13 protein-coding genes are annotated in these 16,197 nt (G+C 63.3%); 4 read left to right on the forward strand and 9 right to left on the reverse strand.

Annotation, left to right across the window (positions count from 1 at the left end):
* The first annotated feature begins 198 nt into the window (after window positions 1-198).
* Window positions 199-2,565 carry a PPC domain-containing protein gene (locus tag VNH11_00345; protein HVA44807.1) on the forward strand — a complete coding sequence of 789 codons (2,367 nt, stop codon included), beginning with the start codon at window positions 199-201 and terminating at the stop codon, window positions 2,563-2,565.
* A complete protein-coding gene (locus tag VNH11_00350; protein HVA44808.1) occupies window positions 2,562-2,942 on the forward strand; it encodes a hypothetical protein in 381 nt (126 codons plus the stop codon). The genes VNH11_00345 and VNH11_00350 overlap by 4 nt, the downstream gene beginning before the upstream one ends.
* A gap of 67 nt (window positions 2,943-3,009) precedes the next feature.
* Here the strand turns inward: VNH11_00350 and VNH11_00355 are convergent, their stop codons facing one another.
* From VNH11_00355 to VNH11_00365, 3 genes are all read right to left on the reverse strand, one after another.
* Window positions 3,010-3,954 carry an NAD-dependent epimerase/dehydratase family protein gene (locus VNH11_00355; GenBank protein ID HVA44809.1) on the reverse strand — a complete coding sequence of 315 codons (945 nt, stop codon included), beginning with the start codon at window positions 3,952-3,954 and terminating at the stop codon, window positions 3,010-3,012.
* A gap of 88 nt (window positions 3,955-4,042) precedes the next feature.
* Window positions 4,043-6,889 (reverse strand): DNA gyrase subunit A, encoded by a 2,847-nt coding sequence (gene gyrA, locus VNH11_00360; protein ID HVA44810.1) that lies wholly within the window; start codon window positions 6,887-6,889, stop codon window positions 4,043-4,045.
* A 174-nt stretch (window positions 6,890-7,063) separates the two neighbouring features.
* Window positions 7,064-7,543 carry a hypothetical protein gene (locus VNH11_00365; protein ID HVA44811.1) on the reverse strand — a complete coding sequence of 160 codons (480 nt, stop codon included), beginning with the start codon at window positions 7,541-7,543 and terminating at the stop codon, window positions 7,064-7,066.
* 30 nt (window positions 7,544-7,573) lie between these two features.
* On the opposite strand from VNH11_00365, the gene VNH11_00370 reads away from it, so the two are divergent.
* Entirely contained in the window at window positions 7,574-8,536 is a 963-nt protein-coding gene (locus VNH11_00370; GenBank protein ID HVA44812.1) for an Rpn family recombination-promoting nuclease/putative transposase, read from the forward strand.
* A gap of 20 nt (window positions 8,537-8,556) precedes the next feature.
* On the opposite strand, the gene VNH11_00375 is transcribed toward VNH11_00370, so the two are convergent.
* Together VNH11_00375 and VNH11_00380 are read right to left on the reverse strand one after the other, a co-directional pair.
* Window positions 8,557-9,423, reverse strand: a complete 867-nt coding sequence (locus tag VNH11_00375) for a metallophosphoesterase (GenBank protein ID HVA44813.1) — start codon at window positions 9,421-9,423, stop codon at window positions 8,557-8,559.
* A 124-nt stretch (window positions 9,424-9,547) separates the two neighbouring features.
* Window positions 9,548-11,131, reverse strand: coding sequence for a DUF58 domain-containing protein (locus VNH11_00380; protein ID HVA44814.1), 1,584 nt, complete (start codon window positions 11,129-11,131; stop codon window positions 9,548-9,550).
* Window positions 11,132-11,877: 746 nt separating this feature from the next.
* Here VNH11_00380 and VNH11_00385 point away from each other — a divergent pair.
* The gene (locus tag VNH11_00385; GenBank protein HVA44815.1) at window positions 11,878-12,123 is read left to right on the forward strand and encodes a hypothetical protein; all 246 of its coding nucleotides are present in this window, start codon (window positions 11,878-11,880) and stop codon (window positions 12,121-12,123) included.
* Here the strand turns inward: VNH11_00385 and VNH11_00390 are convergent.
* From VNH11_00390 to VNH11_00405, 4 genes are all read right to left on the reverse strand, one after another.
* The gene (locus VNH11_00390) at window positions 12,099-12,362 is read right to left on the reverse strand and encodes a hypothetical protein (protein HVA44816.1); all 264 of its coding nucleotides are present in this window, start codon (window positions 12,360-12,362) and stop codon (window positions 12,099-12,101) included. The genes VNH11_00385 and VNH11_00390 overlap by 25 nt on opposite strands.
* Before the next feature lie 51 nt (window positions 12,363-12,413).
* Window positions 12,414-13,382: a MoxR family ATPase gene (locus VNH11_00395; GenBank protein HVA44817.1), complete on the reverse strand. Its 969-nt coding sequence runs from the start codon at window positions 13,380-13,382 to the stop codon at window positions 12,414-12,416.
* A gap of 137 nt (window positions 13,383-13,519) precedes the next feature.
* The gene (locus VNH11_00400; protein ID HVA44818.1) at window positions 13,520-14,701 is read right to left on the reverse strand and encodes a DUF4350 domain-containing protein; all 1,182 of its coding nucleotides are present in this window, start codon (window positions 14,699-14,701) and stop codon (window positions 13,520-13,522) included.
* Window positions 14,698-15,459: a DUF4129 domain-containing protein gene (locus tag VNH11_00405; GenBank protein HVA44819.1), complete on the reverse strand. Its 762-nt coding sequence runs from the start codon at window positions 15,457-15,459 to the stop codon at window positions 14,698-14,700. Before VNH11_00405 ends, VNH11_00400 begins: the two co-directional genes overlap by 4 nt.
* Window positions 15,460-16,197 lie beyond the last annotated feature (738 nt).

A 16,197-nucleotide genomic window follows, 5' to 3' on the forward strand; every position in this document is an offset into this window, starting at 1 on the left:
AAGGCGGTCCATGCCGGGCGGCGAGTCAGCGGTGGGGCGGTGGCCATGATGGTTACTCCTTCTTAATCGTGGGAACGAGTTTATGCAGATGTAGGGTGGGACCAGCGAGCTTGCGAGCGCCGGCCCACCACAAATGACGTCGCTAACGGTGGGCCGGCGCTCGCAAGCTCGCTGGTCCCACCCTACGATTCGGAAACAATGCGGCATTTGATTCAATACAGGACGCTCGTTGCCTGCTCGGTCACCGTCGTTTGCCTGCTCGCGCCTGTCTTCGCCGATGAACCGGCCGTCTCCTATATCTTTCCGGCAGGCGGACAGCGCGGCACGAAGGTCGACTTCCGCGTGGGCGGCATGTACCTGCACGAGGGCGCGGCGCTGGAGATGCTCGGAGCCGGCGTGACCGCTTCGGCCAGGATCGTGCCGACCGAGACGATCTGGTTCGAAGGGCCAGTCATACCCTTGCCTGCCTCGCAGCAGAAAGAAGACTATCCCAAGGACTACTCCGGCCAGGTTGACCTTGCCGCCGACGCGCCGCTGGGGCTGCGTCGCTGGCGCGTTTCGACCTCGCAAGGCGCTGCGCCGAGCATGAAGTTCGTCGTCGGCGACCTGCCGGAAATCGTCGAACAGGAAATCGACGGCGGTCCTCTGCCCGTGCAGGTAACGCTCCCCGTGACGATCAACGGGCGCATCTTTCCGCGCGAAGACGTCGATGACTGGACGTTTCATGCCAAGGCGGGCGAGCCAATCCGGGCGGAAGTACTCTCCTCGCGGCTCGGTTATCCGCTGGAAGCGCGACTCGTGCTTTATGGCCCGGCTGGCAGGCCGCTGGCGGAGGACGTCGGCTCGTTGGCGGGCGACGCCTGCCTTCGCGCCACGATTCCGGCCGACGGCACGTATCGCTTGCGGATCCATGACGTCAACTTTGGCGGATTGCAGCATTACGTCTATCGACTGAACCTGACGCGCGGGCCTTACATCGAGCGCGTTTATCCGTTGGGTGGCCGCCGCGGCGGCACGGTGCGGCTGGAACTCGACGGTCAGGGCGTGCCCGTGGAAGCCGTGGAAGTTGCCGTGCCCGCCGATGCGCCGTCTTGGTACGCGGCCCGCCTGCCGCTGGCCGGTGGGGAATCAAACCAGGTGAATCTGGAAATCGACGATCTTGACGAGCTGCTGGAACGTGAACCGAACGACCTGCCGCGGCAAGCCGCGACTCTCGCCGCTCCCGCAGTCGCCAACGGTCGGATCGGCGTTGCGGGCGACCGCGACTATTGGGCTTTCGCCGCCAAGCGGGGCGACGTATTCGACGTGGCGGTCTCGTCCGCTCGGCTCGGCTCGCCGCTCGACGCCGTTCTCGTCGTGGAAGATGCTGCCGGAAAAGAGCTTTTGCGCGCCGAAGAATCGCCTGGCAGTCAGAACGATTGCCGCTTGCGCTTCACGGCGCCCGCCGATGGTAGCTTTTATGTACGAGTGGCCGACCGTTTTGCGTCGCGGGGCGGACAGACCTTTGCCTACCGATTGCGGATTACGCCGGCCGCCGCGCCCGATTTCCGCCTGACCTTCGCCGCCGACGCGCTTTCGCTGGATCGAAAGTCGCAAGCGAAGCTGCGGGTTACGGCCGAACGGCTCGGCGGGTTGACCGGCCCCATCAAGCTTGCCGCGGATGGTTTGCCGCCGGGCGTCAGCGTGCAAGGCGGTGAGATCGCCGCCAACAAGCCGCACGCCGACCTGACTTTCGTCGCCAGCCAGACATCCAAGATCGAAGCCGCGCACGTGGTGGTACGAGGCACGGCGGAGATCAGCGGTCAGGCGGTCACGCATACGGCGACGTTGGCCGGCCCGCCGGGCGAAATGACCGTCGACAACGTGCTGTTGGCGGTATCGATGCCTACGCCGTTCAAGATCATCGGCAAATATGACCTCACGTTCGTTCCGCGCGGGAGCACGCTCGTGCGGCATTACGCGATTGACCGCGGCGGGTTTACCGGGCCGTTGCGAGTGTTGCCGGCCGATCGGCAGGCGCGGCATCTGCAAGGCGTCACGGGACCGCTCATCACGGTGCCGCCCGGCGCCGACGAATGCGAGTACCCGCTCTTCTTGCCGCCCTGGATGGAACTGGCCCGAACGAGCCGCTCCGTCGTGATGGCCGTTGGCGTGGTGGCCGACACGGACGGCAGCCAGCATACGGTGAGCTTCACTTCGCAAAACCAGAACGAGCAGATTGTGGCCCTCGTCGGCCCAGGCGAGCTGAGTGTGCATGCAGAGCGGACGTCGCTGGAGTGCGTGCCCGGCGGCGAGTGCGAGGTGCGCCTGCGTCTGGCCCGCGATCGGTCGCTCACTGGGCCGACCCGCGTGGAGCTCGTGCTGCCGCCTCATATCCACGGCATCGTGGCCGAACCGGCGACCGTGCCTTCGGATGCCGAGCGGGCCGTGCTTCGCATTCATTGCGACCGCGAATTTGGCCCCTTGAACATGCCCTTGATCGTCCGTGCCACGACCGAGCATGGCGGCCGGCCGGTGACGGCCGAGGCGCAATTGCAGCTCGTGGGGGCCAGCCGCAAACCATGACTCGCCAGGGCAGGCACTGCGACCATTGTGGGCGGATGCTCCGCAAGCCGGGCATCGTCATGTTGGATAATTTCTTTTGTTCGCTGGCCTGCAAGCGCCGCTTTCCGGTGGCGCTGCGGCGGCGGATGATCGCCCATTATCGCCAGATGGCCGCCGATGCGTCGGGCTGGATCGCCAAGACGTTGGCCTGGAACCATTCGCACGCGGATGAAGAGCCCATCGACATCGAGGCTTTTCGTCTGGTCAAGCACGGCGCTTTGGAAATCGTCGAGGCGTTGCTCGGCTGGGGGCCGATTCCCGAGCGGGCACTGCGGCTCATCAGCTCGGCGATGCTCGGCGCCGCGGACTTGCCGCCGGAAGACGGCGACGCGGATTAATCGCACGCGCCGACGGCAATCGTAGGGTGGGCCGGCGCTCGCAAGCTCGCTGGTCCCACCCTACATATCAGCAGGTTTTTCGGCGGTCTGCCAGCGTATCGCCGAGGGTTTGATCGAGGCTGACCTCCGGCCGCCAGCCGGTGGCGGCTTGCAAGCGGTGGATGTCGGCGATGGGATCGAATTTTTCCGGTCCGGGCTGAAGCTCCACGACCGCGGGCGAGACGCCGGAAATCTTGATGAGCCTGTCGACGATATCGCCCGTCCTGCGCGGCACGCCCGAGCCGACGTTGTAGACGCCACCCGATTCGCCGCGCTGCGCCAGCAGGCGATATGCCCGCACCACGTCGCGGACATCGGTCAGGTCGATCCACGTGTCGAGGTGCTTGACGCGGACCGTGTCGGTCGATGGCCCGGCGATTTGTTCAACCCATTCGGGCAGCATCAGCCGTGGCTCTTGCCGTGGCCCGGTATGTTGGAACGCGCGAACGATGACTGCGTCCAGATCATGCTCGGCCGCTCGACGACGCACTGCCTCTTCGGCCAGAAGCTTCGTTTTGCCGTAGGCGCGTTGAGGGTTGGTTGGAGTCGTCTCGTCGTAGCGATGATGTTCTTTCGTCGCTCGCCCGTAGACGTGGCTCGTGCTTATGAACAGGAGTCGCGGTTTATGCGGGAGTGATGCAGCCAGATCGACGACGCGCTCGGTGCCGCGAACGTTGACCTCGGTGGCCCGCTCGGTCGGTTCGGTCGTACCGCAATCACTCGGCACGCTGAGCGCGGCCAAGTGGTAGATGCAATCGGGCGCGAAGTCGCGGAGTGCCTTCTGAATCAGCTCGCTGGCTGCGCCTTCGCCGACGTCCCAACTCAGCACGTTGATGCGGCGGAGGTCGTCGCCGGCCCAACGCGGCCACTCCCCGCGCCGCGAGGAGCCGAGCACTTCGTCGCCGCAGGCTAACAAATGCTCAGCCAAGAAGCCGCCCGCAAAGCCTGTGATGCCGGTGATGAAAGCGCGCATGCAGGAAGCTGCTAGAGCTTTGCGATTTGTCTTGGACCGCTTCTTTTTACGCTTGCCGGGCCAAGTTCCACTCTTCGCACCGAATGACTCATGCGTTGTCATCGGGAGATGGCGCCGCGTCGCCAGTTGCCTCATGACCGGACGGCCCAGCATCGGCCGACTCTTCCTCCGGCGCGGCCTCAGCCTCCTCACCCCGTTCTTCATGCGGCACGCGCACCACCGCCGCCAAGGCATCGTCTTCGTCGAGCGACATGATCCGCACGCCCTGCGTGTTCCGGCCGATCACGCTGATCTCGCTGGCTGCCACGCGCTGAATCTTGCCGCGGGCCGTCATCAGCAACACCTCGTCGTCGTCGCTCACCGTCACGACGCTGACCACCGGCCCATTGCGCTCGGTGGTCTTGATGTCGCGCAGGCCCTTGCCGCCGCGACGCTGCGTGCGGTAGCGGCGCCCCGAACCGCCTTCCTCGCCACCCTCTTCTTCGGCACTCAGATCTTCGCCGCCTTCCTCTTCCTCGCGCGGCTCTTCGACAGCCTCCACGACGCCTTCCATCGGAGTTTCGTCGGCGATCGCAACCGCTTCCGCATCGCCTTCCACCACCGGACTGTTCGGCCCAAACGGCGTCCTTTTGCCATAGCCGTTGCGGCAGACGGTCAACAGCGTCGTCTCCGGCTCGGCCACCACCATGCCCACCAACTCGTCGCCCGAAGTCAGGTTGATTCCCTTCACGCCGCTCGTGTTGCGGCCCATCGGCCGGGCGTCGCTCTGGCGGAAGCGGATCGCCATGCCGCGGGCGGTCGAAAGCACCACTTCGTCGCCCGGCTTCGTGATGGCCACATCGACCAGCTCGTCGTCTTCCTTGAGCTTGATGGCGATGATGCCGTTGCGCTGCGGCCGGCTGTATTGCGACAGCGGCGTCTTCTTCACCAGGCCGCGCCGCGTGGCCATCATTAAGTAATGGTCGGCCGTGAAATCGCGCACCGCGCGGCAGTCGGCGATCGACTCGCCTTCGGCCAGGTTCAGCAGATTCACGATCGCGCGGCCGCGGCTTTCACGGGAAAGCTGCGGCAGGTCATAGACCTTTTGCCAATAGACCTTGCCGCGGTTGGTGAAGAACAGCAGGTAATCGTGCGTGCTGGCCGCAAAGAGGTGCCGGATCGGATCCTCTTCCTCGGTCTTGGCACCCTTCAGGCCCTTGCCGCCGCGCCGCTGAGCACGATAGGTGCTGGCCGCCGTCCGCTTGATATAGCCTTGGTTGCTGATCGTGACCACCATATTCTCTTCGGTGATCAAATCGCCCAGGTCAATCGTGCCGATCTCTTCGCCGCTGATCTCCGTGCGGCGCGTGTCGGCGTGCTTCCGCTTGACCTCCAGCAGATCCTCGCGGATCATCGCCAAAATGTTCTTGTCGTCCGACAGAATGCGCTGGTATTCGGCGATCTCGTCCAGAAGCTGCTCGTATTCCTTCCCCAGCTTCTCCTGCTCGAGGTTGACCAACTGGCCGAGCGTCATCCGCAAGATGGCGTCGGCCTGCACGGCCGTAAGCTGGTAGTTTTCGCGGGCGCCGCGTTCTTGCTGGAAATCGGCGTAGCCCCGCTCCCCCAACGCCCGACGCATCAGTGGGGCCGGGCACTCGATGGCCATCAGCCGCGTCTTGGCCTCGGCCTGCGTGGCCGACGTGCGAATGACGCGGATCACCTCGTCGATGTTGGCGTGGGCCAACAGCAGCCCTTCGACGGTGTGCTTGCGGTCGCGTGCCCGATTGAGCAAAAACTGCGTCCGGCGGCGAATCACCGACAGCCGGTGCCGCACGAACTCTTCCAGCAACTGCTTGAACGACAACGTCCGCGGCTTGCCGTCGACCAAGGCCAGCAGGATGATCGAAAACGTGTCTTGCAGCGGCGAGAACTGGTAAAGCTGGTTGAGCACGATCTCGGCGTCGGCGTCGCGCTTGATTTCAAGCACCAGCCGCACCGGCTCTTTCAGGTCGCTCTCGTTGCGGATGCCGGAGATGCCTTTGATCTTGTCGTCGTTGACCAGCTCGGCGATCCGCTCTTCAATCCGGTCGCGGGCCTGCTGATAGGGAATCTCGCTGACAATGATCCGCTGGCGGCCCTTGGCGAGTTCTTCGATGTGGCAGCGTGCCCGAACGACGATGTTGCCGCGGCCCGTGAAGTAGCTCTTGCGGATGCCGCTGCGCCCGCAGACCACGCCGCCGGTGGGAAAATCGGGACCGGGCACGATCTCCATCAACTCGTCGATCGAGACGTCGGGCTGGTCGATCACCCGCACCGCGGCATCGCAAATCTCGCCCAGGTTGTGCGGCGGGATCGACGTGGCCATGCCCACCGCGATGCCGTTGGCCCCGTTGATCAGCAGGTTGGGGAATTTCGAGGGCAGGACGGTCGGCTCCAGTCGCCGCTCGTCGTAGGTCGGCACGAAATCGACCGTATCGAGCCGGATGTCGTCCATCAGCATCGCGGCAAAGGGCGACATGCGGGCTTCGGTATATCGCATGGCCGCGGGCGGCAGGCCGGCGATCGAGCCGAAGTTGCCCTGCTTGTCGATGAGCGTGTACCGCATGTTCCACTCCTGGGCCATGCGGACCAGGGTGGGATAGATGACGCTCTCGCCGTGCGGGTGATAGTTGCCGCTGGTATCGCCAGAAATCTTGGCACACTTGACGCGGCCGGCCCCCGGCGTGAGGTTCAGGTCGTTCATGGCGACCAGGATGCGGCGCTGCGAGGGCTTCAGCCCGTCGCGCACGTCGGGCAAGGCCCGGCTGACGATCACGCTCATGGCGTACGTCAGGTAGCTGTCTTTCAGCTCATCTTCGATCGCGAGGTCGACCAGCTTTCCTTGGGGCTGGCCGTTGCCGCCTTCTTCGGCGGGAGTGAGTTCCGGGGAGTCAGGATCTTCCGAATCCGTCGACAATTCCGTTTCCTTTGACTGCTAAACCGGGCGGTGCGAACGGCGTTTTTTCGTACCCGGCGGCCGATGTTTTTCGACGCCTGCTTTTGCCGTAACTTCCTTGCAAATATACCAGTTTCAGCGACGAGCCACAACCGGCTTAATGATCGCTGGAAAAGGCGGAAGGCGGGCGCCGGATCACAATGCCTTAACTACCACGAAGTTCACGGCAAAGTGAAAGCCTTGCGTTGCCACAGGCTCGATGTAGTTGAATGCATCGCCCGGAATGCCTTCGAAGCCTCCGCTCTCGTAGCCGACACAACGAAACTGGTCGCCAACCTTCAACTCCGGCACCTCCCGAACCAAGGGCATTTCCGTTGATGAGAATAGTTGCGGCGTTTCTAATTCGCGGCCATCAACACGATCAATTCGCAGAAAAAATGGTTCGCCGGAATAGGCTTTCTGGCGAGACGTATTGGGCACAACTTCCCCGGAGACCTTTACAACCGCCCCTAGCCGCTTGCCAAGGCGGCCTTCAATGCCCCGCTCTTCGATGCCTTTGATTGATAAAGGTGTCATTCCAGGCACATCGGCCGTGCCGCCCGCGGCTACGAAAGCCGACCAGACGGCGAGGAAGGCGACGCTGACGATGGAAATCTTGGTCTTGGCTCGGTTCATAGCTGTGGCTGCGGAGATTATAATCCAGGCATGAAACCGCAATGCGATCCCAAGGTCGATTACGCCTTCAAGCACGTATTCGGTCGCGAGCAGAACAAGCCCATCTTAACAAGCTTGATTGACGCTGTCTTGCAGCCCGCGGCTGGCCAGCAGATCGAAAGCCTCGATCTGCTGAACCCCTTCAATGACAAGGAAGATTTGGACGACAAGCTGTCGATCCTGGATATCAAGGCACGGGACGAAAGTGGGCGGCAGTTCAACATTGAGATGCAGATGCTTGCCTTTGGCGCCTTCCGCCAACGGGCTCTCTATTATTGGGCCCGATTGCATCAGGCCCAACTGCAGGAAGGGAAGAAGTACCGCGACCTGCGGCCCACCATCGCGATTTGCTTCCTGGATACGCCTCTGTTTCCGGATCTGTCGGACCATCACCTGATTTTCGAGCTTCGCGAGCGTCACCATCATACGCTCTTTACCGATCAACTGGCGATGCATATCCTTGAATTGCCGAAGTTTGATAAAGCCATCGATGAGTTGACGACCCCTCTTGACCGCTGGCTGTTTTTCTTGCGGCACGCCGAGGAACTCGATCTGGATCGACTGCCAGCGGCTCTGGATTTTGCTGAGATTCGCTTGGCAGTGGGAGATTTAATGATGATCACGCAGACTGAACTGGAACGCGAGCGGTATGAATCGCGACTAAAGGCGCAGCGAGACTTCTATGCCGCTCTTGAAGACGCGACGGAGAAGGGGCTCTCGGAAGGCCGCGAGAAAGGCATTGCCGAGGGCCGCGAGCAGGGGCGCCAGGAGGGGCGCGCCGAAGGCCAAATAGCGAGGATTCATTCCTTTCAGCGGCTATTGCATCGCGACCTGACCGCAATCGAAAAGTTACAGAGCCTGCCGCCTCAGGAACTCGACAGCCTCGCCGCTCGGCTGGAAGCCGAGCTTAACGCCAAGTTGAAAAACGGCAGTGATCGCGACACTGGCTCATAATGTCTTAAGCACCTGGAACACTATTTCAGCCGCTCGATCCGCGACACGAGCTCCGCGTGACCGAGTTGGCGGTCGGTCGGCACCGTCAAATAGCAGGCCGGGTCGCCGCAACAGTCGAGAATGATCTGCAGATCGTTCGGCGCGCTGTAACCTTCAGGGCACGGTTCGTGACCGTGGATGAAGACTTTTGCTCCCACCATCTTGGCAAACGCCCGCGCGTTTTCGACGCGATAGTCGCGGCCCCAGAGCAAGTCGAACACATCGCCGTGCTCGATGAGGTCGGCGGCCTCCAACGGTCGCGAAAAGATCGACCGGTCGAACGAGCGCTGGTCGCTCCGCTCGGGCAGGCTGTGGCATACGAACACGTCGCCCGGCAGCCGGACCGCCAGCGGACAACTGCGGATAAAGTCGTTGTAGGCTTCGCGCACCCGTTCCGCGGCCGCGCCGTACATCTCCTGAATGCCCAGGCGAAAGAGCAGGTTCAGCATCTTCTTGCCTTTGATGATCGGGTAGTCGGTCATCTCGGCCAGCTCATGGTTGCTCAACAGAAAATGGACGCGGTCGGGATAAGCCGCTTTGAGCTTGGCCACGTCTTCGAGCATGGTGTGCGACATGCAGCCGCCGTTCGACGGATACGCCGGCCCGCCGTGGCAGACTTCCTGCAAGATCAGGTGCCGCCGCGGCCGGCGCTCCAAGTCGGCGGTTTTCTTGATGGCGTTGAAGTTCCGACGGTGGCCGTGCAGGTCGGCGGTGATCATCACGTCGTCGGCCATCTCGCGCGTGATGGTGATCACATTGCCTTCGCGGCCGGGCGTATTCTGGTTGGCTTCCGTCGCCCGGCCAAGCGTGGCGACGACGGTCTCGATGTAATCAGGCTTGGCGACCATGAGGATCGGGGGCGTGTAGGAAAAAAATCGTAGGGTGGGACCAGCGAGCTTGAGAGCGCCGGCCCACCGACGGCGCCACACAAGGGTGGGCCGGCGCTCGCAAGCTCGCTGGTCCCACCCTACCCTATAACAAGTGCCTGGCCTTGATCTCCAGGTAACTGTTAATCAAGGGAGTTGTCAAATTCTCTGGATACACGTCGAGCGAGAGCACGCCCTTGGCGTCCAGGTCGGCCAGCACCTGGTTCCGCCAATTCAGAATATCGGACGCCACCGCCGCTTGAAAGAGCGCCTCGCCTTGGGGCGCCTCCGCTTCCGCCGGGTCGAACAGCCGGTGGTCCCGCAACAGCACCCCCAACGGCAAGTGCCGCCCGGAAAGATTCCCCAAGTAGCGGCCCACCTGGTTGGCGTTGACCTCGTCGATCAGGTTGCTGATCAAGACCACCAGCGACCGCTTGCGGCAGTGCGCGGCCAGATACAAGAACGCCTGATCGTAGCGAGATTCGACCAGCCGCGGAAACCGGTCGAAGCTGGCGTGCAGCAGCCGGTTCATCTGGTGCATGCCGCCCGATGGCGGAACGTAGTTGTGAATCTCGTCGGAAAACGTCAGCAGCCCGACCGAGTCGCCGTGGGCCAGCGCCACGTAGCTCAGCATCAGCATGGCGTTCAGGGCGCGGTCCAGCAGGCTCAGCTCGCCCGTCAGGTTCGTCATCATGCGGCCGCAGTCGAGCATGAACACCAATCGCTGGCTTTGATTGGCCTGAAAATCCTTGACGGTCAGCTTCTGCCTGCGGGCGGTGCTCCTCCAATCGATGTGCTTGTAGTTGTCGTCGGGCGTGTAGTCGCGAAGCCGTTCGAACTCGTTGTCCTGGCCGATCTTTCGCGTCCGCCGCACACCCAGCAGGCTGAGGCGGTTGGTGCGGGCCAGCAGGGCATATTCCGAAACCTGCTTCATATCGGGATAGACGTGGATGACGCTGGTCACGTCATAGTCCAGGAACCGCTGCCACAGGCCCCACCGGCTGCGCACGCGCAGGTGCGCCGACGGAACCGTAAACGCGCCGCGGCGGCGGCTGTGCGCCTGGTAATTGAGCACGACCCGGCTTCGCGCCGCCAGCGGCAAGCGAAACTCGGGCGGCTGGGCCTCCAGTTCGTGCGGCACGCCGTCGCGCACCCAGACAAATCGGGCGAAGCGCGAATAGTTCGACACAACCAGCGTCACGGGATGCGGCTGGCCCAACGAGGCCGCCCGTACCGTTTCGCGATCGATCGAAAACGACTTCCGCCGGGGCAGGCTGAAGAGGTCGACGGCCGCGACCAGCGCCACAAGCCCGTCGAGCAGGGCCAGCGGATACCAGGCCGTCGCGTCATGCGAGACGCGCGGCAAGAGAAGCAGCATCGACAGAGCAGCCGGAACGGCGGCCAGATAGACGAGCGGCCGGTGCGGATAGACGCGCAGCCAGTAGGCGAACCCTCCCAGCGCGTCCAGCACCACCGACAACCGGACGAAGTAACCGAGCACGCCTTCGCTGGAGACGGCCAGCGAGACGATTGCCGAGGCAGTCAGCGCCGCCCCCGCTGCCAGCGGCAACCATGCCCACGCCCAGAACAGCCGCGGCCGCTCGCCGTAGTTGACGTGCAACCAGCGCACCAACAGGAGCAGAGTCAACCCGACGACGACGGCGATAAAGGGATGGTTTAGGAAAGGCATGGCGGACGAATATCCTACCCGATGTCGGGACGCGGTCGTAGGGTGCGACTGGCCTGCGCAGAATCGTCGATTTGTTCCGCTACAAAGGCGTTTGGGGCAATCAATTCGAAGATGGCCAACTCGCGACGAAAGCTGGACTGCGACACGCGTGTCGCATCGGCGCCTGCCAGCGGCAAAAGCGCCGCACGCGGCGCATTTGCCGACCGTAGCGCTTTTCACCCCGCGAGAGGAAAGCTGTTGCGCCGCGCCCATGCGACACGCGTGTCGCATCGGCACGTGTTGGCGGAGACGAACGGGGCGCCGTCACTTTGGCAGCGTGCTGCCAAACTGAGCGGCATGACGGACGACACCCATCCAACGATGGAGTCGCAACCCTTTACTGCCAAAGCTTTTACGCTTCCACGACGGAAAGTAGCGCCATCCGCTCGGGCAACGGCGCCGTCGGGGCATTTCGAAGGATCGCGGCCGAGCAATATCGCGCGATAGCCGGGACGCCGCCGCCGGGCGGCCGTTTTGGTGCAACTTGCACCAAAACCCCCCACCGGTGGTTTGTCTGGAGTTTCGCCGAACGCTGACCGAGCTCCGCCCGCGAATCTTCGGGATCGAAGGCTGCTATGCGATTTGCCTTCGGCATAAATCACCAATCGCGGGATCTTGGCTGAACAACGGTTCTCGACGCCTTTATCCGCTCTTCGCCGATTGCAGGTAATGCCGCGCGCGGTAGACTATGGTCAAGGAGGCGAAGTATGAACGTCAATCTGACCGCGGAACAGCTTCAGGCCGTCAAGGACGGCGGCGCCGTCCGCGTGCCGGTGCCTGAGCTGGCGATGGAATGCGTCGTGGTGCGCGCCGACCTTTACGCGCGAGTTCAAACCGTCGTCGACGACGCCGTGGGGGAGGACGAGGTCGCCTTCCTGGTCGAGTCCAGTATGCGAGAGTACGATGACCACGACCCGGCGCTGGAAAGCTACCAGAAATACCGCGAAGGATGAAACGCGGCGACGTCGTTCTTGTCGATTTCCCTTATACGAGCGGCCTTCGGAGCAAGGTCCGGCCCGCCGTCGTCGTTCAAAATGACCGCGATAATCAGCGGTTGAGTAAAACAATCGTGGCCATGATCACCGGCAATCTGCGCCGGGCAGGCGAGCCGACTCACCTGGTCATTGATCCCGGCGCGCCGGGATTCCGAGGAGTGCCGATTGACGATCGTTCGGTGCGCGCGGAGCGGCACGGAGTCCGTTCCCTACAGTGCATCGCCGGGGACGGCTTTCCCGCGAGGCCATTAAAGCCTCGGCACCTCGACCGAGCGAATCAGCTCTTCCAACAACTCGTCGACGCGCCGCCCCTCCACCTCGGCCTCCGGCGTGAGCACTACGCGATGCCGCAAGGCGGGCAAGGCGATCTGCGCCACGTCGTCGGGCACGGCATAGTCGCGACCCGAAAAAGCGGCCAACGTGCGGGCGCCATGCACCAGCGCAATGCCGCCGCGCGGCGACGCTCCCAGGTGGAACTGCGGCCATTGCCGGGTCAGCCGCACCAGCGTGTTGATGTAATAAATCAGTTTGTCGTCGACGCGCACCTGGCTGCACGACTCGGTCGTGGCCACGATCTCGGCGGGGCCGGTCACCGTCTCCAAGTCGGCCAGCCGCGCGTCGAAATCGACCTCCTGCCGGTGCATCTTCAAAATATCGGCCTCTTCCTCCGCCGACGGATAGTCGACCCGAATCTTGAACAGGAAGCGGTCGAGCTGCGCTTCCGGCAAGTTGTACGTCCCTTCGGATTCGATCGGGTTCTGCGTGGCCAGCACCAGAAATGGCCGCTCGAGCTTGTGGCTTACGCCATCGACGGTCACACGATACTCCTGCATGATCTCCAGCAGGGCCGCGTGCGTCTTGGCCGGCGAGCGGTTGATCTCGTCGGCCAGCAGCAACTGCGTGAACACCGGCCCCGGTCGAAAACGGAACTCCTGACTCTTCATGTCGAACAGCGGCGAACCCGTGATGTCGGAAGGCATCAGGTCGGCGGTGAACTGAATGCGGCCGAATGCACAGCCGAGCACGCGGCCCAAAGCGCGGACAAACAGCGTCTTGCCCAGCCCCGGCACGCTTTCGATCAGCACGTGACCCTGCGAGAACAGCGCCACCAGCGTCGACATCACCAGCTCGTCCTGGCCGACGTAAACCTTGCGCAACTCGTGGGCGATCCGCAAGAAAAGCCGCTCCGCGCCGGCCGGCGGAGCTCCGTGCGGCATGGCTGCGCCTTCGCCATTCTGGCCCTCGGCGACGGATCTTTGCGCCTGGCCTGTGCCGACGTGCGCCGTGTCGAGTGGCACGGCCCCGGCAGGTGCGGGCGGAAGCGGTCCGGTGGGTGGATCGAAAGTGCCTTCGTTCATGCGGATGGAAAGGTTGAAGTCGAGTTCGCGTCAAGCGGCTCGGTCTTGGCCGTCGCGCCGCCGCGTCGGTAGCGCCCCGGCTCGCGCCGCACCACCTGCTGATAGTGAGCGACGCGCTGCGCGGCGTATTTCTCGTCGCGCGTCCGCTGGAGCAAGCTGGCCAACGCCGCGATGTGACGGCCAAAATCAGCCAGCCCCGCGGCGGCGAGCGGTCGCGGGCGTCCAAAAATCGGCAATCGACTGTAGCAGAAGATCAGCCCCAATGCACCCAACTGCAAGAAAATGACGCTCAGCGGCCAGACCGCCAGCACGTCGAAACCGGTGCGCGACCGTGCGGCCGGCTCTTGCTCCCAGACCGGCGGCCCGCCTGCTCCGCTTTCCAAAAACACGACCTCCCTCGGCGCCGGCCCGATCTCATCCACCAGGCGTGCGGCCAGCTTGCGGTGCTCGTGGTTGACCAAGGGGAAGTTCAGGAGAAATGAGCCGTTGACCACGACCAGCAACTCGCCGTCATTCGACATCTCCTGGCGGCTGACGAGCGCATCGCCTTTCGATTCCAGCAGCACTTCGGCGTCGAGCGGCGGCACGAGGCGGCCGTTGAGCTCGATCTGGATTCGATTGGCGTTTACGTCGCTCACCCAGTCGGCCGCGCCTTGCAGCGTTTTCACCACGCGAGGTTGGCGCTTGCCGCGCGAGACGAACCACTCGCAATCTTCGTCTTCGGGAATGGCGGCGCGGGCCGTCAAAAACCGGTCCTGATCGTTCGCCAGGCGGCGCGAGATCTCTGCTTGCTCATCCGGCGGCGTCATGCCCTTCACCGCATTCCAGTAGGCGGGCGCCGCATCGTAGTCGCGGCCGATGTAGATCAGCGTTCGGCCGTTGCCGCGCCGCCACCAGGCCGTAAACCACTCTCGCACGTCGGATTGCGGAGGCCGAAAGTCGTCGGGCGCCCAGACGATGCAATCGGCTTTTTCATAAAGGCGAGGCGAAAGCCGGGTGGCGGTGGACACATGGTGCCCGGCCGCCTCGAACAGCCGCGCCAACACCGCGGTGCCGTTGACGCTGCCGCCGGCGCCTCGGCCAAAACGCCGGCCATACCCCGTGTCGAAGTCTTCCTCGCACCCCGTCATGGCAAAGGCGAGGAGCGAGAGCAGCATCACCCATACCCGGCGGCTCATGTTCGTTCCTGCCGGGCAAGCATCGCCGTGAAGGGTCCGACCTCGTGCCAGACGGTTTCGAACTGGGCGCGGCCCAGCGCGTGGCCGCCGAAAAAGACCTCTTCGAAGGTCACCATCGATCGCTCCAGCATCGACCGCAGCGCCGGTTGCGGACGCAGCTCGCGCAAATACTGGCGATTGGTCTTGCCTTTGGACAAACGTATCACCTGGTGGCGGTCCAGCTCGACGAGCTGGTAGCTGAACAGATAAACGATGGCTTCGCTGAATCTCGTTTCTTCATAGAGCCGGCGGGCCTCGGCCAACAAATCGATATCGCCGCGGCGAATCCGGAACGGAAGAGCCTCGATCCGCGCGGCGTCATCGACGGCCGTATGCTTGACGCGGGCCGTGTCGTCCACGGCCGCCTGCTCTTCGCGGCTCAGATAGGCGCGAATAAAAAACCAGGCGATGGCGAAAAACAAAGCGACGAGCAGCACGATGGCCAGGATGTCGCCCCAGGCACCGAGGGTCCGGCTTGCCCGTGGCCTGCTTTCGTCGACGTCGCGTTCTGAATCATTCTCGCTTGGCGGCTTCGCTTCTGGTTCGCCGCTTTTGTTAGCAACGTTCTCCGGCGGGCTGAGGTGAACGCGGCGCAGCGAATCGTGGTCTTGGTCATACCACGGAAAGGCCTCGCGACGGAGCGCTCGCCTTGCATCTTCGACGCCGGCAATCGGGCCGGCGAACGCTTCGGCCGCAGAGGCAGGCAAACCGACTGCCAAGAGTGCGGTCGTACAAGCTGAAATCAGGAATCGGCCCATGAAAGATCGAGCGGCGCCATGTTCGTGTGCGGAGAACCCGCATTCTACCATCCTCGGCCGCGTTCCGCTGCCTACGGCCGCGCCGGGTAGTGATTTCATTTCAGCCGTTGTCAAGAAGAATCCGTAACGGACGGTCGGGTTTTTTGGTGGTGCCCAAGGAATGGGCACAGCGCCGCTCCTGAAATCACCTTGAGAGCATCCTATCCCAAGCTTCTGCCATAAGTCGGTCTGCTTGCCTCTCCATGATTCGTTGTTGCACGGCCATTCCGCCGCCGAACGCCGCCACCACGGTCATCAACCATAACAGCGTTTTCAGGGAGAACTGGGGGCGGCGCATGGGGTTACCAGTAACTAAGGAGCAATATGAAGAACGCAATGACGAGCCCTGCCCCGGCGCCGCCCATTGCGCGACCTCTTAGTGCGCCGATCGCGGGAGCGATACAAGCGGTCTCGCCGAAGAGGCAAAATGGCCAGCTTTCACGTTCACAGTCCGGCAAAGCCTTCGCGAGCGTGACCGCGAGCGCCAGCAGGGAAGTAGCCTGGAACAACGCTCGCAAGCCAGCAATTCCCGGCGAGCATGCCTTGCGGAGCCGATGGCCGACCCACGGCCCTCCACGCGCGCGACTTGGTTGCACTCGTACGATAAGATAGTCGATCCAGCGAAAGCAAGTAGACTCGCAAACGTGACGACCAACCGTT

The organism is Pirellulales bacterium (assembly GCA_035533075.1).
In the GTDB taxonomy this organism is placed as follows: Bacteria; Planctomycetota; Planctomycetia; order Pirellulales; family JAICIG01; genus DASSFG01.